Here is a 26,257-nt window from a genome sequence, read left to right as displayed (position 1 = left end):
GCGGGGCATGGTGGAACAGCAGAACGGACGGGCCCGCCGCGACCTCGAACCGGAGGTCGAGGAGGACGCGCAGGTCCGCCGCCAGCCCGGTGGCCTCGGCGGGGAGGGGACCGAGGCCGAACGGCAGGTCGCCGACCAGCCCGAGCACGACGCCGTGCGGGAGCAGGACGAGCTGGACGCCCCGATCGGCCCGGAGATCGGCGGCGAGGCCGACGAAGGCCGGACCGGCCCACCCGACGAGTAGTTCCCGCGGCGAGGCGCACCACGCGATCGACGCTGCCGAGCCGACGATCCCGGACCCGTGGGCGCGCGGAGGTCCGCCGGGGGCCGCCCGACCAGGAGGTGCTCGCCCGCACCTCAGAACGGCCACCGCCGCACCCATGTCAGCTGCTGGGCGTGACGTCGTCGGACTGGACCGGAGCCCGGCCGGGTAGTCCGCTGGTATGCCCGAGCTGCCCGACGTCGAGGGGTTCCGCCGGGTCGTCGCCGACCACGCGGCCGGAGCGACGCCGCGGCGGGTCCGGGTGCGGGACGCGGGCGTGGTGCACGGGGACGCCGACGCCTTCGCCCGGGAGCTGACCGGCCGGACCTTCGGGCGGCCGGACCGGCACGGCAAGTGGCTGGTGGTGCCCACGGGCCAGCGCTTCCCGGAGCTGCTGGCCCACTTCGGGATGACCGGGGCCTTCGTGTGGGGTGGCACCGACGAGCCGGACCACCGGCATGACCGGGTGGTGTTCGAGTTCGACGGGGGTGCGCTGCGCTACCGGGACATGCGCAAGCTGACCGGCCTCCGGTGGGCCCGCGACGAGTCCGAGGCCGACGACGTGCTGGGCGATCTGGGCCCGGACGCCGCCGCGATCGACCGCGACGACCTGCGCGCCCGGCTGACCCGCTCCCGCAGGCAGCTCAAGCCCGCGCTGATGGACCAGACCGCCCTCGCCGGGCTCGGCAACCTCTGCGTCGACGAGATCCTGTGGCGGTCCAGGTTGCCCCCGACGCGGCCACCACCGAGCTGCGCGCCCCGGAGTGGACCAACCTGCACCGGCGGATGGGCGCGGTGCTGCGGCAAGCCAGCCGCGTCGGACGGGTACCGGACCGGCCGTCCTGGCTCACCGGGCACCGCGACGAGCACGACGGCCGTTGTCCGCGCTGCTCGACGGCGTTGCGGCGCGGCCGGTTCGGCGGTCGCGCGACGGTGTGGTGCCCGCACTGCCAACCCGGCTGATCACCCGGTGACCGTCGCCCGCCGTCGGGCGGCCGGACCGGACGCGGTCGTCAGCCGCTCGGCGGCAGGTACTTCGGGGCGAACAGCTCCTCCACGGGGCGGGGCCCGACGTACTGGCGGCAGGTGCACGGGACGTACTCGTGCCCGTCCCAGCCCCCCTCGACGTACCGCGAGCGCCGCAGTTCGGCGTGGCAGGTGCCGTCCTCGGGATCGTGCTGGTCGAGGCCGTGGCCGCAGCCGCAGGACGCGGTGAGCTGCTCTTTCGCCCGCGCCTTCGACCGGACCCGGCCGAACCGCCCCGCCGCGAAACCGAGGGCGAGCAGCACCCCGCCGACCACCAGGCTGATCGGATCCATCGCCACCCCTCCCGGTACCTCACCCGTCCGGGTGGGCTCGATCAGCATAGCGATCCGCCGGGCGCGCGGTCCCCGATTCGCCGCCGGTCGCGGGCCGCGGATCACCGGAGCCGGTGCGCCGGGGTGTCCGCCGTGCTCGGCTGCTGCGCGGGCACCTCCACCTCCGGGGTGATCCCGGCGAGCACGTCGGGGAGCTCGGCGATCGGGGTGGGCCGGCCGAAGTAGAAGCCCTGCACCTCGTCGCAGCCCAGGTCGACCAGGACCGCGAGCTGCTCGGCGTCCTCCACGCCCTCGGCGATCACCGAGAGCCCCACCGCGTGCGCCATCGCGATGATGCTCTGCACGATCGCCCGCGCCTCGGCCGCCGCGCCGATCCGGGCGGTGAACGAGCGGTCGATCTTGAGCGTGTCCACCGGCAGCCGCAGGAGTTGCGCCAGCGACGAGTGCCCGGTGCCGAAGTCGTCGATGGCCAGCGCCACCCCCGCGCGGCGCACCGACTCCAGCGTCTGCTTGGCGTTGCGCACGTCCTCCATCAGCGCGCTTTCGGTGATCTCCAGGCAGAGCACCTCGGGCGGCAATCCCGCCGCCTCCAGCGCCGCCAGCACCGACTCGACCAGCGACGGGTCGTCGAGCTGCCGCGCCGACAGGTTCGCCTTCAGCGTCAGCGGCAGCCCGCCCCCGCCGCGGTAACCGGCCAGCTCCCGGGTCGCGGTGCCGAGCATCCGGGCACCGATGTCGTGGATCAGGCCGGACTCCTCGGCCAGCGGGATGAACTCGCCGGGGGAGACCGTGCCGTGCACCGGGTGCGTCCAGCGCAGCAGACCTTCCACCGCCACCGGTCGGCGTTCGGGCAGCGAGACGATCGGCTGGTAGGCCAGCCACAACTGGTCCAGCCGCCCGGCCCGGCGCAGGTCCTGCTCCAGTTCGAGGTGGCGCTGCATCCGCTCCCGCAGCCCGACGTCGAACACCGCCAGCTGCCCGCGTCCGCGGCTCTTGGCCTGGTACATCGCCACGTCGGCGTCCCGCAGCACCTCCTCGGCGTTGCGCCGGTCGTCGGTGTCGGCGACCGCGATGCCGACGCTGGCCTCCACGTGGATCTGCCTGCCGTGCGCGGTGAGCGGTGCGTCCAGCGCCGAGCGCACCCGGTCGGCGAGCCGGCGCAGGTCGCCGACCTCACCGCCGCTGAGCACCACGAACTCGTCGCCGCCGAGCCGGCCCGCCAGTTCGTCGGGGCGCACCATGCCGGACAGCCGCCGGGCGATCATCCGCAGCACCCGGTCGCCGAACTGGTGGCCGAGCGAGTCGTTGATCACCTTGAACCGGTCCAGGTCGATGAACAGCACCGCGACCGGCGTGCGCGCGGTGCGCAGGTCGGTGCTCAGCCGCCGCAGCACGGTGCTCCGGTTGGCGAGCCCGGTCAACGGGTCGCGGACGGCCTGGCGCTCCAGCCGCTTGCGGATGGCGCGGGACTCGGTGATGTCGGTGAAGGACAGCACCACCGGGTGCGGCGGCGGGTCCCCGGGGGTCAGGGAGTGGGTGGAGATCGCCAGCCAGACCCCGCGCCCGTCACCGCGCACGGTCCGCACCGAGCGCAGCCGCTGGGGTTGCCCGGTCCGGCCCGTCATGCTCGACGGGTGCGCCTGGTCATGCAGGGCCTTGCCGTTGCGGTGGTACAGCGCCCAGGTCGCCGCGCGCAGGCCGAGCAGGTGTTCGCGGGTGGTGCCGAGGATCTGCGCCGCCGCCGGGTTGGCGGATTCGATCCGGCCGTCGGTGTCGACTACCACGACGCCTTCGCCGAGCGAGTCGACCACGGTGGCGTAGTGCTCCTCCGCGCGGCGCCGGGCGGTCTCGTCGGCGCACACCAGGATGAACCCGTCGGCCAGCCGCGCCGCCGAGATCCGGATCGTCAGCGGTGTGCCGTCCGCGTCCCGGTGCTCGGTCTCGGTGACCCCGCCCGAGTCCACCAGCTCCGCCGGGTCCACCGGGGCGCCGAACATCTCCGCGGCGGGGCGGCCCAGCGCCCGGTGCGCGGGATGGCCGTAGATCGCCTCGGCCGCGGGGTTCCAGGTCGTGATCACCGCGTCGCCGTTGGTCGAGATGATCGCGTTGTGCACGTGGTGCATCAGCGCGGCCTGGTCGTGCAGCGCCGCTTCGGCGGCCCGCTGCGCGGAGATGTCGCGCAGCACCGCCTGCACCGCCGACCGGCCGTTCCAGGTGGTGCGCACCGACACCGCCTCCACCAGCACCTCGGAGCCGTCCAGCCGCACCAGGTGGCCGGTGGCCGGCGGGGTGGCCGCCGGGCCGCTGAGCACCGCGAGCTGCCTGCGCAGCCCGTCGCGCGTCTCGCTGGTCAGGAAGTCGGCGAGGGGGCGGCCCACCACCGCCGCGCTGGTCTCCGCGCCGACCAGCCGCAGCGCCGCGGCGTTGACGTAGACGACGACGTCGTCCTGGTGCACGCACACCGGCTCCGGGTGCTGCTCGATGAGCGACCGGTAGCGCTCGGCGAGATCGGCCAGCGCCTGCCTGCCCTCGGCTTCGGTGGTGACGTCGGTGATGACCCCCACCAGGCCGCCCGCCTCGTCATCGCACCGCCGGGCGCGCAGGCGCAGCACCACCGGTCCCGTCTCGCGCGATTCGCGGGCCCGGTGGACGTCGAACTCCCGCCGGTCGGGGTCGGCGTCCGCGGCGTCGAGCAGCGGCCGGAGTAGGTGGGCGAACTCGGCGCGGATCTCCTCGTCGGCGGCGCCGGGCAGCCCCAGCAGCGTCCCCAGGTTCCCGGACCAGCCGGGCTCCGCGTCGCCACCGGTGCCGCACCACCACGGGACCGAGCCGGTGAGCGGCCACGCGGCGTCGCGGAGTTCGCGCGCGGTCCGCGCGAACCCGTTGCTGTCCTGGGCGTCGGCCATGGTCCTCCCGGCGGTGTCCTTCGGAGTTCCCGATGGGCGGCGGGGGCAAACGGCCGCCGCCCGAACGGGGGAGCGGTGCCCGCCGGGTTTCCGCCCGGTCGCGCGCGGGAAAGCCCTGCCTGCAACTGCACATCGAGCCCGAGGAGGGGACATGTCCCACCTCTGGCGCGGTGCCGCGGCGGGAGCCGCCGGGACCACCGCGCTCCAAGCGACGACCTACCTGGACATGCTGCTGCGGGCCCGGGGGCCCAGCAGCACGCCGGAGGAGACGGTGCGCCGTGCCGAGCAGGCCGCGGGCACCTCGCTGAGCTCCGACGACGAGGCGGAGGGCAACCGGCGTTCGGCGGCCGGGGCGCTGCTGGGCATCGTCACCGGGGTGGCCAGCGGCGTCGGGTACGCGGTGGCGCGCGGGCGGTGGCCGCGGCTGCCGACGCCGGTGCTGGCGGTGGGCGTCGGTCTGCTCGCCGCCGCCGGATCGAACGCGCCGATGACCGCGCTCGGCGTCACCGACCCGCGCACCTGGGATGCGGACTCATGGGTCAGCGACCTGGTGCCGCACCTGTGCTACGGGATCGCCACGGCCGGTGCGTTCGAGGCGATGAACCGGCGCCCGGTCGAACCCCGGTGAGCGCGCGCGATCGGGGCCCGTCCGCGGTGGACGGGCCCCGATCGTCGCGGGACGCGTTCAGCGGGTGCTGCGGTGCTTGCGGTCCTGCTCCAGCTTGCGGGCCCGCTCCCGCTCGACGGCCTCGGCCTGCTCGCGGGTCGCGGTGCCTTCGGCGACCGAGATCTCGGCGTCCATCATCCGCTGGTGCTGCTCGTCGCCCGACTCGGCGCGGATCTGCTCGTCCGGGTCCGGCCGGTGGTGCTTGATCGGGTGCTCGCGCCGGTACGGGTTGTCCGGCGGCAGCCCGCCGCTGACCCGCCCGTAGAACCCGAGCACCGACAGGAACAACCCGGCGATCAGGCTGAACAGGCAGTTCGACAGCCGGAAGCCGAGCACGTTGGCGCCGGTGTGCATGATCCCGAGGTGCACCAACCCGGACAGCAGGAACAGCACGCCGAGACCGATGCTCACCGTGGAGGCGAGCCGTCCGCCCCACACCGAGGAGATGACCAGCACCAGCCCCGCCACGATCGACAGCACCGCCAGCGCGCCGTTGGTGGACAGGCCCCACACGAGTTCACCGGCGAACAGCCACGGCACGTTGCGGGCGAGCCCGAGCACGCCGAACACGAGCAGTGCCACGCCCAGCGCCGCGGCGCCGATCCGGTGCACCACGTGCACCGGGTGTGTCTGAGTCCTGGCCATGACAGCACCTCCTGTAGCTGTGTCCTCGCCCCGCCGGCGGGCTCAGCGCCCGCGCCGGTGGTCCGGCGGGACCCTCGGGCCGGTGTGCAGCAGCGGGTCGCGGCGGAACCGACGACCGCGGGCGATCCCGGACCGCACCACGTCGCCGAGCTTCCTGCGCACCTGCTGCGGTACGGCTCCGATCCCGATCCGTCGCACGGGGACGACCTCCTCCCTCGGTCCGGGCCCGGCGATCACCGGGCGGCTCCTCGCACACTGGGTTGACGCTGCGGGCCCGGATCAAACCCGCACCCGGCGATCAGCGCGCCGCCGGGTCACCCGATCACGACGCGGAAGACGAAGAACCCGGCCACCAGCAGCACGACCACGGCGAGGAGCACCAGCCAGATCCACTTGGCCGACCGCGAGCCGGGTCGGGTGGTGAAGGTGGTGGCCTCGGTGGCCGAGGCCGAATCCGGTGGGGTCTCACCCGGCGGGACCCCGCCGCCGGGGTCCAGTCCGGGGGTGCGGTCGGGGTCCGGGTCGGGCGGTTGCTGCTGTCGTGCCATGGGACTCCTCGCAGAACGGATCGCGGGGCGGTGCCGGCCGGGCGCCCCGCTCTGCCCGGGAGGACCTCCTAGCAGGCGGGTTGCCGACCTCTTTCGAGGTGAAACCCCGGCGGCGCCCGCCCGCGACCGGCACCGCCGCGCGCGGCGCTGCCGGAGACCTCAGACGTGGTCGCGGGGGATCCAGCGGTCCCAGTTGTCCGAGTACACCCGTTGACCGCCTTCGTAGGCGTCGAGCTCGGCGTGCAGGTGGAACTGGGTCCTGGTCGAGGTCAGCGTGGTGCGGGTGACCGTGCCCGCCGACCAGTCGCCGCGCGAGAAGCCCATCGTCCACTCCACGTCGCCGCGCACCGAGTCGAAGTCGTCACCGGACCAGCTGTAGGTCTCCTCGGCGCGGCGCTCGACGTCGAGGCCGATGTCGTCGAACCGGACCACGCCGAGGTCCTTGACCACCTCCAGCGCCGAGCTGTAGTCGGCCAGGTCCTTGCTGATCTGCCACTTCTGCTCCCCGGCGGACAGGTGCGTGCTGGCAAGCGGCTCGGCGCCCTCCGGGTCGTGGAACAGCGGGGTGGGCAGGTCGTCGGGCTCGCGCACCGGGCGGATCGGCAGCTCGAAGCAGCTCTGCTCCGGGTAGACGGTGAGCTGCACGGGTTCCGGCGGGGGCCACGCCAGGGGCCAGTACGAGGTCGACAGCGCCAGCCGGATGCGGTGTCCCGGCGGGAACGCCTGCGCGACGCCGTTGAGCTGCACCCGCACCTGGTAGCGCTGCCCGGGCACCAGCGGCTCGGGTTCGGCGTTGCCGTTGCGGTGGGTCAGGTTGAGCAGCCCGTAGGTGACGCGGGTGGCGCGGCCGTCCTCGTCGACGTCGGAGAGCCGCGCGGCCACCATCGCCACCGGCCGGTCCACCTCGATGCTCAGGTCGGCCACCGCCCCGCCGAGGATCTCGCAGCGCTCGATCAGCGGGTCGCTGTCGAACACCAGCGAGCCGCCGTCCTCCTCGCGCTGGTCGTAGGGCAGGTCCGGGGGCGCGTTGTAGGAGCACCACTTGCCCGCGTACTGCCCGACCGACAGCGGGGATTCCACGCTCAGCGGCCGGGAGCTCAGCTCCTGGCCCTCCTTGCCGATCTGGTAGAGGCCGAGCGGGTAGGGGATCCGCCGCACGTGCGGGGACGGCCACGACGGTTCCCCGACCCAGCGGCCGGGGCGCTCCTCGTAGGCGGTGGAGGGCGGCACGCTCTCCTGCATCCAGGCGCACAGCATCGGCCCGTTCATGACGCCGTTGTCGACGTCCTTGAGCCAGCGGTCCCACCAGCGCACCAGGGACTGCAGGAAGCCGATCGCCGGGCCGGGCTTGCCGAGGTGCGGGTACTTGTGCGACCACGGCCCGATCAGGCCCTTGCGCGGCACCTCGAGGCCCTCCAGGGTGCGGAACACCGCGTTGGAGTAGCCGTCGGCCCACCCGCTGACGCCGAGCACCGGGCACTGGACGCTGGAGAAGTCCTCGCACACCGACCCGTGGCGCCAGTAGTCGTCGCGGCGCTGGTGCTCCAGCCACGCCTCCAGCCAGTGCCCGCTGCCCTCCAGCCGCTCGCGCCACATCTTCCGCCACCGGTCGCCGACCAGCTCCGGGTCCGGCGGGCACGAGGTGTAGGCGAACATCGTCGCCGCCCAGGACAGGTTGTCGCCGAGCAGGCAACCGCCCATGTAGTGCACGTCGTCGGCGTAGCGGTCGTCGGTGTAGCTCAGCGCGGCGATCGCGCCGAGGCTCGGCGGGCGGCGCGCGGCGATCTGCAGCGCGTTGAACCCGCCCCAGGAGATGCCCATCATGCCGGTCCGGCCGGTGCACCACGGCTGGGACGCCAGCCACTCCAGCACCTCCATGCCGTCCTGCAGCTCCTGCTCCAGGTACTCGTCGACGAGCACGCCCTCGGAGTCACCGCTGCCCCGCAGGTCCACCCGGGCGCACGCGTAGCCGTGCCCCGCCAGGTACGGATGGTTGATGGAGTCCCGCAGCGCGGTCAGATCGCGCTTGCGGTAGGGGATGAACTCCAGGATCGCGGGCACCGGCTCGGAATCCGACTCCGTCGGACGCCAGATCCGGGCGGCCAGCCGGGTGCCGTCGGACAGCGGAATCCAGACGTGTTCCTCCTCCGCGATCTCGTGGGGCAGGGAGCTGACGGTCTTCATCCGATGGCCTCCTCGTCCAGTTCGAAGGGCAGCAGTTGCACGCAGCGGTCCCACTTGGCCGCGAGGTCGTCGTCGTCCTGGCCGCCGAGGTAGACGGCCGCGAGTTCGTAGCTGTAGCTGTCCTGCGCGTACAGCTCGGAGAGCCGGAGCCCGGCGGTGGCGGGGATGTCCACGATCGCCTCCGGGAACTCGGCGTGCAGCCGGGCGAGGTCGTCGGGCGAGGGGGAGCGGCGCACCACCGCGTCGCCGCGGAAGGTGCGCAGGTGCCACTTGCCCGCGACGGCGAAGTCCCCCGCCCGGTGCGGCAGCTCCGGGGCGAGCCCGAGCGCGAGCCGCACCATCGCCTGGAGGTTGGGCGCCCCGTCGACGAACGCGAACAGCGGGGCGTGCGACTGCGACAGCCGCGGGTTGATCTCCAGGATGTCGAGCCGATCGCGCTCGGCGTCCCAGAAGAACTCGATGTTGAACGTGCACCGGTCCAGCCCGATCCGGCGCAGCACGCGGGTCGAGATGCCGGTGGCCCGGTCCACCACCTCCGGGGGCAGCGCCGAGGGGTAGCGGTAGCACAGGAAGCTCGACGTCCCGGGGTAGCAGGCCGAATCGATCGCCCCGTAGACGTGCGGTTCACCGCGGTGGCAGTAGCCCTCGACGGTGAGCTGGTGCCCGTGCACCTCCTCCTCGGCCAGGCACGCCCGGCCACCGGCGGCGGCGATCTCCGGCGGCAGCGCGTCGAGCATCGACAGCAGGTGGTCGAAGTCCGAGCCGACCCGGTCGATGCCGTGCTTGATCCCGGCCACCGCCGCGTCGAACTCGGCGCGGTCGGCGGCCTTGTACGCCAGCTCCGAGGAGTAGGACTTCACCGGCTTGAGCCACATCGGATAGCCCACCCCGGCGGGCGGTGCGGGCCGCTCGGGACCGAGGTCCACCAGCGAGAACGCCGGGTGCGCCGTGGTGACCCGCTGCTGCTCCAGCCGGCTCCAGTACTTGTCCTCGCAGGTCGCCACCGCCCGCAGGTCCGGGGCGGGCAGGCCGTGGCGGTGGCACAGGATCGGCACCATCGAGGTGACCGGGAAGTCCCAGTACCCGATGAGGGCGTCCGGGACCGCCCCGGCGGAGCACAACCGCTCCTCCGCCATCTCCAGCAGGCGGGGCAGGTCGTGCGCGTCGGACATGATCTCCTCCCGGCGCAGCAGCGGGTGGTAGCGGCACGGCGGGAGGCCGGGCAGGCCTTCGACGAGCTGGAGGTTCCGGTCGTCCAGCCCGAGCACGAAGACGTTCGCGACACCGCTCACGCATGTCGCCTACCCGCTGGCCCGGACGTTCATGCGGGTTCCGGCGCCGCGGTGGGCACTTCAGTCGACGTAGCGGCGGGCCGCGGACCTGCGCTGGCTCTCCTCCAGGCGGCGCAGGCCGCGCTCGACCCCGGGCGGGACGACGCGCCGCTCGCGCAGCACCCAGCGCAGCCCGCCGACGGCTTCGGAGACCGCGCCGAGGGTGTGCCGGTCCTTGGGGGAGGAGCCGAGCACGGCGGCGCTGCGGCGCACCGCGCTCGGCAGCGGCCGGCGCAGCCACGTCGTCCACAGCGTGTTGCGGATGCCCAGCTGCCTGCGCCGCCGGGAATCGCGGGCCACCGAGGGGGCGTGGTGCACCACGACGTCCTCCACCCAGCACAGCCACCAGCCCGCCGCCGCGAGGTCCAGCGCCAGCAGCTCCTCCTCCCCGCCGAGCCACAGCCGTTCCCGGAACCCGCCGGCCGCCCGGAACGCCGAGGTGCGGAAGGTGGTCAGCCCCGCCATCACGCTGAGCAGGGCGGGCCCGGGCAGCCACGCCGGGGCGGGCACCGGTGAGCCGCGCAGCTCCGGGGTGAGCGGGTCGTCCCGCCCGTCGGGTTCCACCACGCACCGGCCCATCACCGCGCCGACCGCCGGGTGCTCGTCGAGGACCCGCGCGGCGCGCCGCAGCGATCCGGGCGCCCACCAGCAGTCGTCGTCGCAGAAGGACACGTACGGGGTGGTCACCTCGCGCACCGCCAGGTTGCGGGCCACCGCGCCGAGGTTCTCGGTGCTGCGCAGCAGGCGCACCTGCGGGAACTCGGCGGCAAGCAGGTCGGCGGTGCCGTCGGTGGACCCGTTGTCCACCACGATGATCGGCACCCGGTCGGGCAGCGCGGTCATCCGCTCCAGGGCGCGCGCCGCTTCGGCCCGCCGGTTGTGGGTCATCATCACCGCGGTCGTGCGCGGACCGTCCTCGGGCATCGAACACCTCCAGCGTCGTCCTGCCCGGAGTACCCGGGTTCGTTTGCCCCCGCACCGGCGCGGGTAAGTCCGCAGCAGCCGGACGCGGCGGAGCCGGCGGGGAAAGGCGGTAGCACCACGTGTTCTTCCACCGCGCGCTGATCACCGGAGGAGCCGGGTTCGTCGGCTCGCACCTGTGCGAGGAGCTGCTGGCCGGGGGCACCCGGGTGGTGTGCCTGGACGACTTCTGCACCGGTCGCCGGGAGAACCTGGCCGCGCTGCGAGGGAATCCGCGGTTCGAACTGGTGGAGCGCGACATCGGCGCCGCGCCGGTGCTCGACCTCGGCGACCGCGAGGGCTTCGACCTGGTGGCGCACCTGGCCTCGCCGGCCTCCCCGGAGCACTACTTCCGGCTGCCGCTGGCGACGCTGCGCGCGGGCAGCGCGGGCACCGAGCACGCGCTGGAGCTGGCCGAGCGCACCGGCGCCCGCTTCCTGCTGGCCTCGACCAGCGAGGTCTACGGCGACCCGCTGGTGCACCCGCAGCCGGAGGACTACCGGGGCAACGTCAACCCGGTCGGCCCGCGCGCGGTCTACGACGAGGCCAAGCGCTACGCCGAGGCGATCACCACCGCCTACCGCGCCCGCGGCGTGACCACCCGGATCGCCCGGATCTTCAACACCTACGGGCCGAGGATGCGCGCCGACGACGGCCGGATGGTGCCCACCTTCATCCGGCAGGCGCTGCGCGACGAGCCGATCACGGTGACCGGGGACGGCGAGCAGACCCGCTCGCTGTGCCACGTGGACGACACGGTGCGCGGCCTGCTCGCGGTGGCCTCGGGCGAACGCGCCGATCCGGTCAACATCGGCAATCCCGACGAGCTGCGGGTCCGCGACCTCGCCGAGCTCGTCCGCGAGCTCGCCGGCTCCCGGTCGCCGATCGAGCACATCGCGGCGGCACCGGACGATCCGCGCCGCCGGTGCCCGGACATCGCGGTGGCCGCGGCGGAACTCGGGTGGCGCCCGGAGATCGACGCCCGCACCGGGCTGCGGTCCACCATCACCGAACGAGCCGAGGAGCGCCCCGCTCCCGTCGCACCTGGTCGATGACCGCGAGCCCGGCCCACCGCGCGACCTCCTCGGCCTCCGGGGCGAAGCGGCCGTAGAAGCTCAGCGTGCCCAGCAGCTCCGCGCGCTCGACCAGCGGCACGGCCACCACGCCCCGGATCCGGAACTCCCGCGCGGCGCGGGCGAATTCCGGCCAGAACGTGCGGATCTCGGTGACCGCGGCCAGCACCGGTCGTCCGCTGCGGGCGGCTTCCACGCAGGGACCGTCCCCGCGGGCGAACTGCACGTCGTCGATCGCGGCCGCGCGCCGGTCGGTGTGCACCGCGCCGAGGCCGTCGAGCAGCCGGGCGCACCCCATCTCCGCGCCCGGCACCGCGACGACGAGCCCGGTCAGGGCGCTGCGCAATTCCCTCACGTCGCCGGGCTCCCGTGCTCGGATTCGAGCACCTCCACCTCGTGCTCGACCCCCGCGGGAAGCCGGTGCCGGTGGGCCAGCGCGGAGGGCAACCGGCGCAGCGCGCCGAGCGCGGCCCGGCGGGCGGGCCCGGCGCGCACCGCCGCACCGGCCAGCCGGGCGGAGTCGCGCAAGGCGATGCCCACCGGGCGGCGCATCCAGGACAGCAGCACGGTGTTGCGCTGCTCCTGGGACAGCCGCCACCCGTCCCCGCCGCGCCTCGGCGACGGGTGGTGGTGGGCCACCACGTCGTCGACGTAGACCAGGTCCCACCCGTGCGCGGCGAGGTCGTAGGCCAGCAGCTTCTCCTCGGCGACGAAGAACAGCACCTTGCTGAAGCCCCGCGCCTCGCGGAAGGCCGAGCGCCGCACCACCGCCGCGCACGCGGTGAAGCCGAGGATCCGCGGGCCGGGCAGGCCGTCGCCGTCGGGCAGCGGGGAGGACCGCATCAGGTCGTTGACCGGGTCGGCCGCGCCCGCGTCGCCGACCAGCGTCCGCGCCGCGACCAGCCCGACGCCGGGGTGTTCGTCGAACACCTCCTCGGCGCGCGGCAACGCCCCCGGTCCCCACCACGAGTCGTCGTCGCTGAACGCCACGTACGGCGTGATGGCCCGCAGCAGCCCGACGTTGCGCGCCACCGCGCCGAGGTTGCGGTCCGAGCGCACCAGCGTCACCGCCGGGTGCTGCTCGGCGACCGCGTCCGGGGTCCCGTCGGTGGAGGCGTTGTCCACCACGATCACCGGCGGGCGCGGTTCGAGGCCTTCGAGGTGCCGCAGGGTGCGCAGCAGTTCCTCGCGGCGGTCGCGGGTCGCGATCACCACGCTGGTGCGGGCGACGGCGCTCACGGCCGCGCCCGCAGTTCCCGGACCAGCTCGGCCACCAGCGGTGAGCCGTCCTCGGCAGCGGCGGCGCGCTGCCGCGCCCGCGCCCGCCCGGTCTCCGACCGGCACCACGACCACCAGCGGTCCAGCGCCCGCCCCCGCTCGTCGCCGACGAGCTGCTCGGCACCGACCAGCGCGGGCCAGTCCCACGCCCGGGCCTGCTCGGTGACCTTCCCGCCGCCCGCGACCGGATCGACCGCCAGCGCGGGGACCCCCTCGCCGAGGGCGAACACCAGTCCGTGCAGCCTGCTGGTGAGCACCACGTCGACGCGCCCCAGCAACGCCGCGAACTGGTCGGCGGTCGAGCAATGCCGCCAGTCCGCGGTGTCCAACCGGGAATCCAGCACCACCGGGGCCGCGTCCAGCGCGCCCAGCCAGCTCCCGATCCGCTCGTGCACCACGTCATGCCTGCGGCGGGGGCCGTACTCGGGCTGGCCGGGGGCGAGCACCACGCCCACCACCGGCACGTCGTGCCTGCCCGGACGGGTCGCCAGGTCCAGTTCGGGCGGTGCGGTGCCGCCGTCGCGGGGCAGCACCACGTGGAACCCGTCCGCGCCACCGTCCACGACCGACACCCCGACGGCGATCCGCCTGCTGCGCGGAAACGCCTCGTGCAGGGCGTCGATCCGGTCCCCGGCCACCGGGCCGCAGGCGAAGACCACGTGGCTGTACTCGGTGCCGCGGGCGGCGTCCAGGTCCCACCCGCCGGGCACGAACCGGGGGCTCCACGCCACGTCGAGCGGGATGCCGTGATCGGACAGCCCGGCGGCCACCCGGCACATGCTGCGCACGTCGCCCGCGGTCGCCTCACCGCGCACGAAGCTCGGCCACCCGGTGATCAGCACCCGCATCGGCTCCTCCCTTCGCGTCTCACGCCCGTGTGCTACCCGCAACGGCCGGTCCGCAAGCGCACTCGACTGCACGGGGTGAGCGACCGGCGCGCATCGGGGGACGTGGTTTCCCGCGTCGCTCCGGAGGGTAGCGGTGTAGTGGGGCCGCCCGCCCCGGCGCAGCTCAGGGGGACGGGACGGCCGAAGTGGACGAAGCGGTGGAAGGCGGCACAGTGCGCGTACTCGGCATCAACGCGGTGTTCCACGACCCGGCCGCAGCGCTCGTCGTGGACGGACGGGTGGTGGCCGCCGCCGAGGAGGAGCGCTTCTCGCGGCGCAAGCACGGCAAGAGCCCGGTCCCGTTCTCGGCGTGGGAGCAACCCGAGCAGGCGGCGGCGTGGTGCCTGCGGCAGGGCGGGATCGACGCCGCGGAGCTCGACGCGGTGGCCTACTCCTACGACCCGGCGCTGGTGGACGTGGCACTGCCCGGCACCGACCCGACCTGGGAGTGGTTGCGGACCAGGTACGCCGAACGCGCGCCCGCCTTCCTGCGGACCGCGCTGCCCGGTCTCGACCCGGAGATCGTCCACTTCGTCCCGCACCACGTCGCGCACGCCGCCTCGGCGGGCCTGGCGGCGCCGGTGCAGGAGTGCGCGGTGCTCACCGCCGACGGACGCGGCGAGGACGTCTCGGCCCTGCTGGGCAGCTACCGGGGCGGCGTGCTGGAGGTCCTGGCCACGCAGTCCCTGCCGCACTCGCTGGGCCTGATGTACGAGGACCTCACCGAGCACCTCGGGTTCCGGCGCTCCAGCGACGAGTACAAGGTGATGGCGCTGGCCTCCTACGCCAAACCGATCTTCCGCGCCGATTTCGCCGAGCTGGTGCGCACCGACGGCGGGCGGTTCGAGATCGGCCGGATCGACTGGTCGCGCTGGGCGCCGCCGCGCCACGCGGGCGAACCGCTCGACGAGACCCACGCCCAGCTCGCCGCCAGCGTGCAGACCCGGCTGGAGGAGGTGCTGCTGGACCTGGCGTCCTGGCTGCACCAGCGGACCGCGCAGCGGGCCCTCGCGCTGGCCGGCGGGGTCGCGCTCAACTGCGTGGCCAACACCCGGCTGGCCGCCGAGGGCCCGTTCGACCAGGTGTGGGTTCAGCCGGCGGCGGGGGACTCCGGGACCGCGCTGGGCGCCGCGCTCCAGGTCTCCGCCGAGCGCGGCGGACCGGTCACCCCGATGCCCGGCGCCGACCTGGGCCGGGGCTGGACCGACGCGGAGCTCGAACAGGTGCTCGTCGACGCCGACCTGCGCTACGAACGCCCCGACGACCTCGCCGGGGTCGTCGCCGAGGCGCTGGCCGACAACCGCACGGTCGGGTGGTTCCAGGGGCGGGCCGAGTTCGGCCCCCGCGCGCTGGGGCACCGCTCGCTGCTGGCGCACCCCGGGCACGCCGACAACGTCGAGCGGCTCAACGTGATCAAGGGGCGCGAGCAGTTCCGCCCGGTCGCCCCGATGGTGCTGGCCGACCGGGCGCACGAGCTGTTCTCCCGCGGACCGCTGCCCAGCCCGTACATGCTGTTCGTGCACGACGTCGCCGAGGAGTGGCAGGAGCGCATCCCGGCGGTGGTGCACGTGGACGGCACGGCCCGCATCCAGACCGTGGACCGCGCCGATGAACCCCTGCTCGGCGCGGTGCTGGCGGAGTTCGACGCCAGGACGGGGTTGCCCGCCGTGATCAACACCAGCTTCAACACGGCGGGCCGGCCCATGGTGGACAGCCCGGTGGACGCCCTGGAGTGCTTCGGCGCCTCGCCGATCGACCTGCTGGTGCTGGGCCCGTTCGTGGTCCGGCGGCACGGGAGGTCGGCATGAGCGCCCCGCAGCGGCACCGCTACGCGGTCGTCATCCCCACCACCGGGCGGGAGAGCCTGCTGGCGCTGCTGCACGCCCTGGAGACCGCCGCGGGCCCACCGCCGGAGGAGGTCGTGGTCGTCGACGACCGGCCGCGCCCCGAACTCCCGCTCGCCCTGCCGCCGACCGGGCTGGACCGCCGGGTGCTCACCTCCGGCGGCCGGGGGCCCGCAGCGGCCCGCAACGCCGGGTGGCGCGGCACCGAGGCGGACTGGGTGGTGTTCCTGGACGACGACGTGCTGCCCGGCCCGTGGTGGCGCGAGCAGCTCGCCCAGGACCTCGACGACGTCGCGCCGGACGTCGCGGCGTGCCAGGGCCGCATCGTGGTGCCGCTGCCCGCGCACCGCAGGCCCACCGACGCCGAGCGCGGCACGGCGGGGCTCGCCGGGGCCTGGTGGATCACCGCCGACATGGCCTACCGGCGGGACGTGCTCACCGCCACCGGCGGCTTCGACGAGGACTTCCCGCGCGCATTCCGGGAGGACGCCGATCTCGCGCTGCGGGTGCAGGCGCTCGGGCACCGGCTGGTCAACGGCGGCCGGACCACCGAACACCCGGCCCCGGTGGGCTCGCTGCTGACCAGCGTCCGCGCCCAGCGCGGCAACGCCGACAACGCGGTGATGCGGCGCAAGCACGGCCCCGGCTGGCGCCGGCTCAGCGGGGAGGGGCCGGGACGCACCCGGCTGCACCTGCTCACCACGGCCGCGGCCGGGCTCGCTCCGCTCGCGCTGTCCCGCCGCCCGGCCCTGCGCCGCGCCGGACGGCTCGGCGCGGCGGTGTGGCTGGCGTCCACGCTGGACTTCGCGGTGCGCCGGGTGCTGCCCGGCCCGCGCACGCCCGCCGAGCTCGGCCGGATGGCGGTGAGCAGCGCGCTGATCCCGCCCGCGGCGTGCTGGCACCGGCTGCGCGGCGAGGTGGCGGTGCGGCGCCGGGGCCGGATGCCCGCGGCCGTCCTGTTCGACCGGGACGACACGCTCATCCACGACGTCCCCTACAACGGCGACCCGGACCTGGTGCGGCCGGTGCCCGGCGTGCGCGCCGCGCTGGACCGGCTGCGCGCCAAGGGCGTGCCGCTCGGGGTGGTGAGCAACCAGTCCGGCATCGCGCGCGGTCTGCTCACCGGCGACCAGGTCGAGGCGGTCAACGCCGAGCTGCGGCGGCTGCTCGGACCGTTCGGCACCGTGCAGGTCTGCGCGCACGGCGAGGACGACGGCTGCGGGTGCCGCAAACCCGCCCCGGGCTGGTCCGCCGCGCCGCCGAGGCGCTGGCCGTGGAACCCGGCGGCTGCGTGGTCGTCGGCGACACCGGCGGGGACGTCGGCGCGGCGCTGGCCGCGGGCGCCCGCGCGTTCCTGGTCCCCACTCGCCGCACCCGGTGCGCCGAGATCGAGCACGCCGCGTTGTCGGCCCAGGTCGCGCGCACCGTCTCCGAGGCGGTGGACCGCTTGCTGCGAGGTGGGGTCCGATGACGGCGCTGGTGGTGCGGCAGGACAACCTCGGCGACGTGCTGCTCGCCGGGCCCGCGGTGCGCGCGGTGGCGGCGGCCGGTGAGCCGGTCGCGGTGCTGGCCGGACCGCGCGGCGCCGCGGCGGCCGGGATGCTGCCCGGGGTGGACCGGGTGCTGCGGTGGTGCGCCCCGTGGATCGACCCGGAACCCCCGCCGGTGCACCGGGACGACGTGCGCGCGCTGGTCGACGAGATCGCCGAGCTCGCCCCGAGCCGGGCGCTGGTGCTCACCTCGTTCCACCAGTCGGCGCTGCCGATGGCGCTGCTGCTGCGGCTGGCCGGGGTGGAGTGGATCGGCGCGATCAGCGAGGACTACCCCGGCTCCCTGCTGGACCTGCGCCACCGCGTCGACGGCGACCCGCCGGAGGCCGAGCGGGCGCTGTCGCTGGCCAGGGCCGCCGGGTACGGGCTGCCGCCCGGGGATTCCGGGCGGCTGGCGATCGAGGGCCCGCTGCCGGACGTCTCCGGCCTGGTGGGCGAACCCGGCTACGTCGTGCTGCACCCAGCGGCCACCGCCCCGGCCCGGGAGTGGCCGGTGCACCGGTGCGCGGAGGCGGTGGCGCGGCTGTCCGACGCGGGCCACCGCGTCCTGGTCACCGGTACCGCCGCCGACCGGGAGCTGACCGCCGCGGTGGCGGGGGACCGGGGCGCGGACCTCGGCGGGGCGACCGACCTGCGGGAGCTGGCCGCGGTGCTGGCCGGGGCGGACGCCGTGGTGGCGCCCAACACCGGCCCGGCGCACCTGGCCGCGGCGGTGGGCACCCCGGTCGTCTCGTTGTTCGCCCCGGTGGTGCCGGCCGCGCGCTGGGCGCCGTACGGGGTGCCGACGGTCCTGCTCGGCGACCAGCACGCCCCGTGCCGGGACACCCGGGCGCGGGTCTGCCCGGTGCCCGGCCACCCGTGCCTGTCCGGCGTCGGGGCCGGGGACGTGGTCGCGGCGGTGCGGCGGCTCGGCGCGGTGCGGAGGGCGGCATGAGGATCCTGATCTGGCACGTGCACGGCTCGTGGACGACGGCCTTCGTGCGCGGCGGGCACCGGTACCTGGTGCCGGTCAACGCCGAGCGCGACGCCTGGGGCCGGGGGCGGGCCCGGACGTTCCCGTGGCCGGACGACGCGGTGGAGGTCGCGCCGGAGCAGCTGCGCGACGCCGACATCGACGTGGCGGTGCTGCAACGACCGTCCGAAGTGGAGCTCGTCGAGCGCTGGACCGGCCGCCGGCCGGGGGCCGACCTGCCCGCCGTCTACGTGGAGCACGACACGCCGCGCGGCCCCGCGGCGGCGACCCGGCACCCGCTGGCCGACCGCACCGACATCCCGATCGTCCACGTCACCCCCTTCAACGAGGCGATGTGGGACTGCGGCCGGGCCCCGACCACCGTCGTCGAGCACGGCATCGTCGACCCGGGCCATCGCTGCACCGCCGAGCTGCCGCGTGCCGGGGTGGTGATCAACGAGCCGGTGCGCCGGGCCCGCATCGCCGGGACCGACCTGCTGCCGCGGATCACCGGCGGCACCCCGCTCGACGTGTTCGGCATGGGTGTGCGGGACCTGCCCGGCTGGCTCGGCGACGACCGGGTGCGGGTCCACGAGGACCTGCCGCAGCGGGACCTGCACGCCGAGCTGGCCCGCAGGAGGGTCTACGTCCACCCCTACCGGTGGACCTCGCTCGGGCTGTCGCTGCTGGAGGCCATGCAGCTCGGGATGCCCGTGGTGGCCTTCGGCGCCACCGAGGCGGCCCGCGCGGTGCCGCCGGAGGCGGGCGTGGTCTCCACCCGGCCCGACGTGCTCGCCGACGCCGTCGCGAAGTTCGTCGCCGATCCCGATCTGGCCCGGGAAACCGGAGCTGCCGCGCGGCGCACGGCGCTGCGCGAGCACTCGCTCGGCCGGTTCCACGCCGCGTGGGACCGCTTGCTGGAGGAGGTGCGCGGATGAAGGTCCACCTGGTCTCCGAACACGCCAGCCCGCTGGCCGTCCTCGGCGGCGTCGACGCCGGCGGGCAGAACGTGCACGTCGCCGAACTCGCCACCGGCTTGGCCCGGCTCGGTCATTCGGTGGTCGTGCACACCCGCCGCGACGGCGCCGACCTGCCCGAACGCGCGGAGCTCAGCCCCGGGGTGACCGTCGAGCACGTGCCCGCGGGCCCGCCGAAACCGGTGCCCAAGGACGACCTGCTGCCCTACGTGGACGACTTCGGCGACCACCTGGCCCGGCGCTGGGCGGCCGACCCGCCCGACCTGGTGCACGCGCACTTCTGGATGAGCGGGCTGGCCGCCTGCCGGGGAGCCGCTGGGCTCGACCTGCCGGTGCTGCAGACCTTCCACGCGCTGGGCCGGGTGAAGCGGCGCCACCAGGGCGAGCTGGACACCAGCCCGCGGGACCGCCCGGCGCTGGAGGCGGGCCTGGCCGGGCGGGTGGACGCGGTGCTGGCCACCTGCTCCGACGAGGTCGACGAGCTCGCCGGGATGGGGATGCCGCGCGACCGCGCCGCCATCGTGCCCTGCGGCATCGACCTGGCCAAGTTCCGCCCGGACGGCCCCCGCTTCCCGCGCGGCGAGCGGCCTCGCGTCGTCAGCATCGGGCGGCTGGTCGAGCGCAAGGGGGTGGACGCGGTGATCGAGGCGCTGGCCGCGGTGCCCGACGCGGAGCTGCTCGTGGCGGGCGGTCCTGCCCCGCCCGCCTGGGACACCGACCCGGAGGTGGCGCGGCTGCGCCGGATCGCCCGGGAGCGCGGGGTCGCCGACCGCGTCGTGTTCCTCGGGCCGATCGACCACGACGACGCCCCCGCGCTGTACCGCTCGGCCGACGTGGTGGTCACCGCGCCGTGGTACGAGCCGTTCGGCACGGTGCCGCTGGAGGCGATGGCCTGCGGCGTGCCCCCGGTGGCGACCGCCGTGGGCGGCCACCTGGACACCGTCGTGGACGGCGGCACCGGACTGCTCGTGCCGCCCCGCGACCGCGCCGCGCTCGCCGCGGCGCTGCGCGACCTGCTGACCCGTCCCGCCCGGCGCGCCGACCTCGGTGCCGCCGGGGTGCGCCGGGTCCGGGAGAAGTACGCGTGGGACCGGCTGGTCCGCGACACCGAGACCGTCTACCGCGGTGTGCTGGCCGCCCGGCGCCCGCGCGCCACCGCGACCGGAGGTGCCCCGTGATCGAGGAACACTTCACCGCGCTGGGCGCGGCCGCGCAGCGATCCTGCGAGGCCGCTCCGACGCTGCGCCGCTGGGCGGCCCGGCTCGCCGAGGTCCTCGAATCCGGCGGGCGCCTGCTCACCTGCGGCAACGGCGGCAGCGCCGCCGAGGCCCAGCACCTCAGCGGTGAGCTGTCCGGCAGGTTCCTGCGGGACCGCAAGCCGTACGCGGCGATCCCGCTGCACGCCGACAGCTCGGCGTTCACCGCCATCCTCAACGACTACGGCGAGCAGGAGGTCTTCGCCCGCGGGGTGCGCGCGCACGGCCGCCCGGGCGACGTCCTGATCGCGCTGTCCACCAGCGGCCGCAGCCACAACATCATCGCCGCGGCCAAGACCGCCCGGGAGCTCGACATGGCGACCTGGGCCATGACCGGCCCGCTGCCCAACAGCCTCGCCGCGGTGTGCGAGGACGCGATCGGCGTCGAGGCGCCGAGCGTGGCCACCATCCAGGAGATGCACCTCGCGCTGGTCCACGCGCTCTGCGCGGCGTTCGAGGAGGAGATCTGCCGTGAACCTGGTGATCATCGGGGACGCCCTGCTTGATGCCGACCTGACCGGAACAGCGACGCGGCTGTGCCCGGACGCCCCGGTTCCGGTGGTCGATCTCGACGCCCGCCGCCGGCGGCCGGGCGGTGCCGCGCTCGCCGCGCTGCTCGCCGCCGAGGAGGGCGCGGACGTCACCCTGATCGCGGGACGTGGGGACGACGCCGCGGGCCGCGAGCTGGACCGGTTGCTGGCCGGTCGGGTCCGGCTGGTCGACGTCCCGTTCCTGGGTGGCACGCCGACGAAGACGCGGGTCCGCGCCGACGGCCGCTCGGTGGTCCGGCTGGACGCCGGGGACGGCACCGCCGCGGACGTGCCGCTCGGCGAGGCGGTGCAGGAGGCGCTGCGGGACGCCGACGCGGTGCTCGTCGCCGACTACGGGCGCGGCGTGGCGCGCAACACCTGGCTGCGCCGGGAGCTGTCCCGGCTGCCGCCGCACGTCCCGCTGGTGTGGGACCCGCACCCGCGCGGCGCCGAACCGGTGGCCCGCGCCGACCTCGTGGTGCCCAACCACGCCGAGGCCGCCCGGCTCAGCGGGGCCACCGCACCGGACGCCGCGGCGACCGCGCTGTGGCGGCACTGGGAGTGCGGGGCGGTCGCGGTCACGCTCGGCGCCCGGGGCGCGGTCGTGGTGCCGCCCGGTGCCCACCTGCCCGCGCCCGAGGTGCCCGCGGGATCCGACGTCTGCGGTGCCGGGGACGGGTTCGCCGTGGCGGTGGTGCGGGCGCTGGCCGCCGGCGCGCCGATCGCCGAGGCGGTCCGGGCCGCGGTCGAGGAGGCGAGCCGGTTCGTGGCCGCGGGCGGCGCGGCGACCTGGACCACCGAAGCCGAGCAGGGCGCCGGCCGGCAGCCGGGCCGTTCGGCGTTCGACCTGGTGCGCCAGGTCCGCGGCGGTGGTGGGCGGGTGGTCGCCGCGGGCGGCTGCTTCGACCTGCTGCACCCCGGGCACGTGAACCTGCTGGACCGGGCCCGCTCGCTCGGCGACGCCCTGGTGGTGTGCTTGAACTCCGACGATTCGGTGCGCAGGCTCAAGGGTTCGGACCGCCCGGTGGTCCGCGCCGAGGACCGCCGCAGGCTGCTCGAAGCGCTCGAATGCGTCGACGCCGTGGTCGTCTTCGACGAGACCTCCCCGTGCGAACTGCTCGCCGAGCTCCGCCCCGACGTCTGGGTGAAGGGCGGCGACTACGAGGTCGAGCGGCTGCCCGAGACCCGCGTGGTGGAGAGCTACGGCGGGCGCACCGTGCTCGTCCCCCTGGTGGCGGGCTACTCGACCAGCCGGCTGCTCAGCGGGGCGGCGGGCTGAACGGCGCGGCGGCTCACGCGCGCCGGAACACGCGGGCCGCGCCCGGCCAGGACGGGCGCGGCCGATCGGAAGGAGGCGCATGGAACAGCTCGGCAACGTCCTCATCACCGGTGGGTCCTCCGGTCTCGGGGCGGCCGCGGTGCGCGCGGTCGCCGCGCACGGGGGCACCCCGCTGGTGCTCGACCGCAACGCGCCGGACGAGCCGGTGAAATACCGCGTCGTCGATCTGGCCGACGGCCGGGCCGCCGAGCAGGCCGTTCGCGACCTGGCCGATTCGGCGGGCGGGCTGGACGGCGTGTTCAGCGCGGCCGGGATCGATTCGTGCGGATCGCTGGAATCGGTGCCCGCCGAGGAGTGGGAGCAGGTCGTGCGGGTGAACCTGCTCGGCACCGCGGCGGTGGCCCGCGCCGCGCTGCCCTACCTGCGGCGGAGCCGGGGCACCTTCGTCACCGTCGCCTCGACGCTGGGCATCAACGCGGTGCCCGATGCGACCGCGTACTGCGCCTCGAAGTTCGGCGTCGTCGGGTTCAGCCGGGCGCTGGCCGCCGAGACCGCGGGCGAGGTCGGGGTGACCGCGCTGGTGCCCGGCGGGATGCACACCGCCTTCTTCGACGGCCGCGACGAGCAGTACAAGCCGCCGCCGGACGCCAAGCTCAACCGGCCCGAGCACGTCGCCGAGACCGTGGTGTTCGCGCTGCGCCAGCCCGCGGGCTGCGAGATCCGGGAAATGGTGGTCTGCGCGTCGGAGGAGGGTTCGTGGCCGTGACCCCCGTGGTGCTCGTGCTGCGCGCCCTGGGCCTCGGCGACCTGCTTACCGCCGTGCCCGCGCTGCGCGCCGTGCGGGCGCACTGGCCCGGCCACCGGATCGTGCTCGCCGCCCCGAGGGGCTGACCTGGCCGGCCCGCGCCACCGGCGCCGTGGACGAGGTCGCCGGGGTCCCCGACCTGGCCGCGTTCCGGTGGTCCGGGCCCGCTCCGGACGTCGCCGTCAACCTGCACGGCAGCGGACCGCAGAGCATCGCGGCGCTGCGCCGCACCGGAGCCAGCCGGGTGCTCAGCCACGCGCACCCCGACCACCCCGAGGTGCCCGGCCCCGACTGGTCCGCCGACGAGCACGAGGTGCGGCGCTGGTGCCGCCTGCTGGCGCACCACGGCGTGCCCGCCGACCCGGCGGACCTCGGCTTGCCGCCGCCGGGGGCGACGCCGCTGCCGGGCGCCGCGGTGCTGCACCCCGGCGCCAGCCACGCCGCCCGCCGGTGGCCCGCCGAGCGGTTCGCGCGGGTCGCCGCGGCGCTCGCCGACCGGGGCGAGCGGGTCGTGCTGACCGGTGACCGGCGGGAGCGGGCGGCGGCGCTCGCGGTCGCCTCGGCGGCCGGGCTCGGCGAGGAGGCGGTGCTGGCCGGGCGCACCGGGCTCCCGGAGCTGGCCGCGCTGGTGGCCGCGGCCCGCCTCGTGGTGTGCGGCGACACCGGGGTCTCGCACCTGGCGACCGCCTACGGCACCCCGTCGGTGATCCTGTTCGGACCGGTCGCCCCGGCGCAGTGGGGACCGCCGGACGATCCGCGGCACGTGGCGCTGTGGGCGGGCCGCCGCGGCGACACCTTCGCCGACCGGCCGGATCCCGGGCTGCTCGCGCTGCACCCCGAGGACGTGCTCGATGCGGCCGGTCCGCTGCTGCGCGCGGAGGTCCCGCGATGAGCTCCGCGCGTCGCCTCGCCGTGGTCGGCGCGGACCGCACCGCCGCCGCGCTGGCCACCGGGCTGGCCGGGCTCGGGCACGACGTGGGGTGGGCCGATGGTGCCGCCACCGCACCGCCGCGGGTGTCCGGAGCCGACTTCGTCTTCGTCTGCGGCGCCGCCCGGTCCGTGGTGGACCGGCTCGGGAGCTGGATGCCGACCGGGTCGGTTGTGGTGAACTGCTGCGTGCCGCCGTGGCACGACACGGCGGAACTGCGCGCCGCGGTGGGACGCGACGTCCCGGCCGCCAGCCACCCGCTGAACCTGCGCGCCGGGCGCGCGGCGCCGGACGTCGCCGCCCCGGACCGGATCGTCGTCGGGGCCGCCGACGAGCGGACCCGGGAGGACGTCCTGTCGCTCTACGCCGGGGTCGACGCGCCCGTGCTGCGGACCGGGGTCCGCGAGGCGGACGTGATCGCCGCGGCCACCGATGCCTACTGCGTGCTGCGGCAGGAATTCTTCGACCAGCTCGCCGGGCTGTGCGCGGCCGTCGGCGTCGACGTCGACGGCGTGGTGGCGGGGCTGCGGCCGGACGAGCGGATCGATTGCGACGTCGAGCCCGACGTGGTGCCGCCGGGAGTGGCGTCGCTGCTGGACTTCGCCGGGGAGCAGCCGGATCCCGTGCTGCTCGCCTGGCGGTACCGCGGAACCGCGTGAGAGGTGAGCGCTGTGCCTTGGTCTCGTCGGATTGTGGTGGTGGGGACCGGTTATGTGGGGTTGACGACGGGGGCGTGTCTGGCGTCGTTGGGGCATCGGGTGGTGTGCAGTGATGTGGATGCGGTGAAGGTGGCGGCGTTGCGTCGGGGTGAGGTGGGGATTCGGGAGCCGGGTTTGGGGGAGTTGGTGGCGGAGGGGTTGTCGGCGGGGCGGTTGGAGTTCGTGGTGGGTTCGGCGGAGGCGGCGGCGGGGGCGGAGGTGGTGTTCCTGTGCGTGCCGACGCCGATGGGTGCGGGGGGTTTGGCGGACCTGTCGGTGGTGGAGTCGGTGGTGGCCGAGGTGGGGCCGGTGCTGGCTCCGGGTGCGGTGCTGGTGACGAAGTCGACGGTGCCGGTGGGGACGGCGGCGCGGTTGCGGGGGTTGGTGGGGCGGCCGGATGTGGGGGTGGTGAGCAATCCGGAGTTCCTGCGGGAGGGTTCGGCGGTGGAGGATTTCCTGCGTCCGGACCGGATCGTGGTGGGGTCGGAGTCGCAGGACGCGGCGGAGCGGGTGGCGGCGTTGTACGCGCGGTTGGGGGCGCCGACGGTGCTCACGGATGCGGCGAGTGCGGAGATGGTGAAGTACGCGGCGAATTGTTTTCTGGCGATGAAGTTGTCGTATGTGAATGCGGTGGCGGAGTTGTGCGAGCGGGTGGGGGCCGATATCGGGGATGTGACCGAGGGGATGGGGTACGACCGGCGGATCGGGGGGTCGTTCCTGGCGCCGGGTCCGGGGTGGGGTGGGTCGTGCTTGCCGAAGGACACGGCGGCGTTGTTGGGGGTGGCGGAGTCGGTGGGGTTCGAGTTCGGGTTGTTGCGGGCGGCGGTGGCGGCCAATGAGCGGCAGCGGGAGCGGGTGGTGGGCAAGGTGGTGGCCGCGTGCGGGGGGTCGGTGGCCGGTAAGCGCGTGGGGTTGTGGGGGTTGGCGTTCAAGGCCGGTACCGATGATGTGCGGGAGTCGCCGGCGTTGGCGGTGGCGGGGTTGCTGGCCGAGCGGGGGGCGGAGCTGGTGGGGTGTGATCCGGGGCTGGCGCATCCGGTGGACGGGATCGCGTTGGTGGAGGATCCGTACGAGGTGGTCAAGGGTGCGGCGGGGTTGGTGGTGCTGACCGAGTGGCCGGTGTTCCGGTCGATGGACTGGGCGCGGGTGGCGGGGTTGATGGCCTCGCCGGTGGTGGTCGATGCCCGCAACCACCTGGATCCGGACGCGCTGGGCCGGGCGGGTCTGGTCTGGCACGGCATCGGCCACCCCGCCCCGGACACCACCGGAGTGTGACCCGGGCCGCTCGCTCGTCCGGGTGGTCGTGAACGGAGTGAGGGGCACCCTTGTCCCAGTGTGTTGGGCAAGGGTGTCCCTCACTCCGATCCCGTCCCCGCGC

General features: G+C 75.3%; 24 protein-coding genes and 3 pseudogenes. 16 read left to right on the top strand and 11 right to left on the bottom strand.

Features of this window, described 5'->3' with window-relative positions; all coding sequences use genetic code 11:
* The first annotated feature begins 7 nt into the window (after positions 1-7).
* The 3 genes and pseudogenes from ACQP0T_RS16210 (at position 8) to ACQP0T_RS16200 (ending at position 1,225) form a co-directional block, all read left to right on the top strand.
* Entirely contained in the window at positions 8-244 is a 237-nt protein-coding gene (locus ACQP0T_RS16210) for a hypothetical protein (protein WP_433868817.1), read from the top strand.
* Positions 245-443: 199 nt separating this feature from the next.
* Positions 444-944, top strand: a pseudogene (locus ACQP0T_RS16205) (DNA-formamidopyrimidine glycosylase family protein); the annotation flags it as partial.
* A gap of 29 nt (positions 945-973) precedes the next feature.
* A complete protein-coding gene (locus ACQP0T_RS16200) occupies positions 974-1,225 on the top strand; it encodes a zinc finger domain-containing protein (protein ID WP_433868816.1) in 252 nt (83 codons plus the stop codon).
* Positions 1,226-1,275: 50 nt separating this feature from the next.
* Here ACQP0T_RS16200 and ACQP0T_RS16195 read toward each other — a convergent pair whose 3' ends face one another.
* Complete coding sequence (locus tag ACQP0T_RS16195; RefSeq protein ID WP_433868815.1) at positions 1,276-1,581, bottom strand: hypothetical protein; 306 nt, start codon at positions 1,579-1,581, stop codon at positions 1,276-1,278.
* 101 nt (positions 1,582-1,682) lie between these two features.
* Complete coding sequence (locus tag ACQP0T_RS16190; RefSeq protein WP_433868814.1) at positions 1,683-4,487, bottom strand: sensor domain-containing protein; 2,805 nt, start codon at positions 4,485-4,487, stop codon at positions 1,683-1,685.
* Positions 4,488-4,638: 151 nt separating this feature from the next.
* On the opposite strand from ACQP0T_RS16190, the gene ACQP0T_RS16185 reads away from it, so the two are divergent.
* Positions 4,639-5,115, top strand: coding sequence for a hypothetical protein (locus tag ACQP0T_RS16185; RefSeq protein ID WP_433868813.1), 477 nt, complete (start codon positions 4,639-4,641; stop codon positions 5,113-5,115).
* Positions 5,116-5,172: 57 nt separating this feature from the next.
* Here the strand turns inward: ACQP0T_RS16185 and ACQP0T_RS16180 are convergent, their stop codons facing one another.
* The 6 genes from ACQP0T_RS16180 to ACQP0T_RS16155 all read right to left on the bottom strand — a co-directional run bounded on the left by ACQP0T_RS16180 (position 5,173) and on the right by ACQP0T_RS16155 (position 10,786).
* A complete protein-coding gene (locus tag ACQP0T_RS16180) occupies positions 5,173-5,799 on the bottom strand; it encodes a DUF4383 domain-containing protein (RefSeq protein WP_433868812.1) in 627 nt (208 codons plus the stop codon).
* Positions 5,800-5,841: 42 nt separating this feature from the next.
* Positions 5,842-5,997 carry a hypothetical protein gene (locus ACQP0T_RS16175; protein WP_433868811.1) on the bottom strand — a complete coding sequence of 52 codons (156 nt, stop codon included), beginning with the start codon at positions 5,995-5,997 and terminating at the stop codon, positions 5,842-5,844.
* 116 nt (positions 5,998-6,113) lie between these two features.
* Positions 6,114-6,347: a DUF6480 family protein gene (locus ACQP0T_RS16170; protein WP_345360703.1), complete on the bottom strand. Its 234-nt coding sequence runs from the start codon at positions 6,345-6,347 to the stop codon at positions 6,114-6,116.
* A 159-nt stretch (positions 6,348-6,506) separates the two neighbouring features.
* Positions 6,507-8,531: a CocE/NonD family hydrolase gene (locus tag ACQP0T_RS16165; RefSeq protein ID WP_433868810.1), complete on the bottom strand. Its 2,025-nt coding sequence runs from the start codon at positions 8,529-8,531 to the stop codon at positions 6,507-6,509.
* On the bottom strand, positions 8,528-9,823 hold the full coding sequence (locus ACQP0T_RS16160) for an ATP-grasp domain-containing protein (RefSeq protein WP_433868809.1): 1,296 nt from the start codon (positions 9,821-9,823) through the stop codon (positions 8,528-8,530). Before ACQP0T_RS16160 ends, ACQP0T_RS16165 begins: the two co-directional genes overlap by 4 nt.
* Before the next feature lie 60 nt (positions 9,824-9,883).
* Positions 9,884-10,786: a glycosyltransferase family 2 protein gene (locus ACQP0T_RS16155; protein ID WP_433868808.1), complete on the bottom strand. Its 903-nt coding sequence runs from the start codon at positions 10,784-10,786 to the stop codon at positions 9,884-9,886.
* A 119-nt stretch (positions 10,787-10,905) separates the two neighbouring features.
* Here ACQP0T_RS16155 and ACQP0T_RS16150 point away from each other — a divergent pair, with 119 nt between their 5' ends.
* On the top strand, positions 10,906-11,877 hold the full coding sequence (locus ACQP0T_RS16150; RefSeq protein WP_433868807.1) for an NAD-dependent epimerase/dehydratase family protein: 972 nt from the start codon (positions 10,906-10,908) through the stop codon (positions 11,875-11,877).
* Here ACQP0T_RS16150 and ACQP0T_RS16145 read toward each other — a convergent pair.
* Genes ACQP0T_RS16145 through ACQP0T_RS16135 form a run of 3 tightly spaced genes read right to left on the bottom strand, consistent with a single transcriptional unit; the run spans position 11,828 to position 14,021 of the window.
* Complete coding sequence (locus tag ACQP0T_RS16145) at positions 11,828-12,250, bottom strand: GAF domain-containing protein (RefSeq protein ID WP_433868806.1); 423 nt, start codon at positions 12,248-12,250, stop codon at positions 11,828-11,830. The genes ACQP0T_RS16150 and ACQP0T_RS16145 overlap by 50 nt on opposite strands.
* Entirely contained in the window at positions 12,247-13,134 is an 888-nt protein-coding gene (locus ACQP0T_RS16140) for a glycosyltransferase family 2 protein (RefSeq protein WP_433868805.1), read from the bottom strand. The genes ACQP0T_RS16145 and ACQP0T_RS16140 overlap by 4 nt, the downstream gene beginning before the upstream one ends.
* Positions 13,131-14,021: a polysaccharide pyruvyl transferase family protein gene (locus tag ACQP0T_RS16135; protein ID WP_345360684.1), complete on the bottom strand. Its 891-nt coding sequence runs from the start codon at positions 14,019-14,021 to the stop codon at positions 13,131-13,133. The genes ACQP0T_RS16140 and ACQP0T_RS16135 overlap by 4 nt, the downstream gene beginning before the upstream one ends.
* Positions 14,022-14,233: 212 nt before the next feature.
* On the opposite strand from ACQP0T_RS16135, the gene ACQP0T_RS16130 reads away from it, so the two are divergent.
* The 11 genes and pseudogenes from ACQP0T_RS16130 to ACQP0T_RS16080 all read left to right on the top strand — a co-directional run bounded on the left by ACQP0T_RS16130 (position 14,234) and on the right by ACQP0T_RS16080 (position 26,154).
* On the top strand, positions 14,234-15,868 hold the full coding sequence (locus tag ACQP0T_RS16130; RefSeq protein ID WP_433868804.1) for a carbamoyltransferase family protein: 1,635 nt from the start codon (positions 14,234-14,236) through the stop codon (positions 15,866-15,868).
* Positions 15,865-17,375 (top strand): annotated as a pseudogene (locus ACQP0T_RS16125) (HAD-IIIA family hydrolase). Before ACQP0T_RS16130 ends, ACQP0T_RS16125 begins: the two are co-directional and overlap by 4 nt.
* On the top strand, positions 17,372-18,388 hold the full coding sequence (locus ACQP0T_RS16120; RefSeq protein WP_433868803.1) for a glycosyltransferase family 9 protein: 1,017 nt from the start codon (positions 17,372-17,374) through the stop codon (positions 18,386-18,388). The pseudogene ACQP0T_RS16125 and the gene ACQP0T_RS16120 overlap by 4 nt, the downstream one beginning before the upstream one ends.
* Positions 18,385-19,344, top strand: coding sequence for a glycosyltransferase (locus tag ACQP0T_RS16115; RefSeq protein WP_433868802.1), 960 nt, complete (start codon positions 18,385-18,387; stop codon positions 19,342-19,344). Before ACQP0T_RS16120 ends, ACQP0T_RS16115 begins: the two co-directional genes overlap by 4 nt.
* Positions 19,341-20,561, top strand: a complete 1,221-nt coding sequence (locus ACQP0T_RS16110) for a glycosyltransferase (protein ID WP_433868801.1) — start codon at positions 19,341-19,343, stop codon at positions 20,559-20,561. Before ACQP0T_RS16115 ends, ACQP0T_RS16110 begins: the two co-directional genes overlap by 4 nt.
* Positions 20,558-21,145 carry a D-sedoheptulose-7-phosphate isomerase gene (locus ACQP0T_RS16105; RefSeq protein WP_345360666.1) on the top strand — a complete coding sequence of 196 codons (588 nt, stop codon included), beginning with the start codon at positions 20,558-20,560 and terminating at the stop codon, positions 21,143-21,145. Before ACQP0T_RS16110 ends, ACQP0T_RS16105 begins: the two co-directional genes overlap by 4 nt.
* Positions 21,111-22,448 (top strand): D-glycero-beta-D-manno-heptose 1-phosphate adenylyltransferase, encoded by a 1,338-nt coding sequence (gene rfaE2, locus ACQP0T_RS16100; RefSeq protein WP_345360663.1) that lies wholly within the window; start codon positions 21,111-21,113, stop codon positions 22,446-22,448. The genes ACQP0T_RS16105 and rfaE2 overlap by 35 nt, the downstream gene beginning before the upstream one ends.
* Before the next feature lie 79 nt (positions 22,449-22,527).
* A complete protein-coding gene (locus ACQP0T_RS16095; RefSeq protein WP_433868800.1) occupies positions 22,528-23,214 on the top strand; it encodes an SDR family oxidoreductase in 687 nt (228 codons plus the stop codon).
* Positions 23,211-24,145, top strand: a pseudogene (locus tag ACQP0T_RS16090) (glycosyltransferase family 9 protein). Before ACQP0T_RS16095 ends, ACQP0T_RS16090 begins: the two are co-directional and overlap by 4 nt.
* Positions 24,142-24,840, top strand: coding sequence for a hypothetical protein (locus ACQP0T_RS16085; protein ID WP_433868799.1), 699 nt, complete (start codon positions 24,142-24,144; stop codon positions 24,838-24,840). Before ACQP0T_RS16090 ends, ACQP0T_RS16085 begins: the two are co-directional and overlap by 4 nt.
* A gap of 12 nt (positions 24,841-24,852) precedes the next feature.
* Entirely contained in the window at positions 24,853-26,154 is a 1,302-nt protein-coding gene (locus ACQP0T_RS16080) for a UDP-glucose dehydrogenase family protein (RefSeq protein WP_433868798.1), read from the top strand.
* The last annotated feature ends 103 nt before the right edge of the window (positions 26,155-26,257 follow it).

The organism is Saccharopolyspora sp. CA-218241, assembly GCF_050954615.1.
Lineage (GTDB): Bacteria > Actinomycetota > Actinomycetes > Mycobacteriales > Pseudonocardiaceae > Saccharopolyspora > Saccharopolyspora cebuensis.
This window is presented reverse-complemented; position numbering and strand designations above follow the sequence as displayed.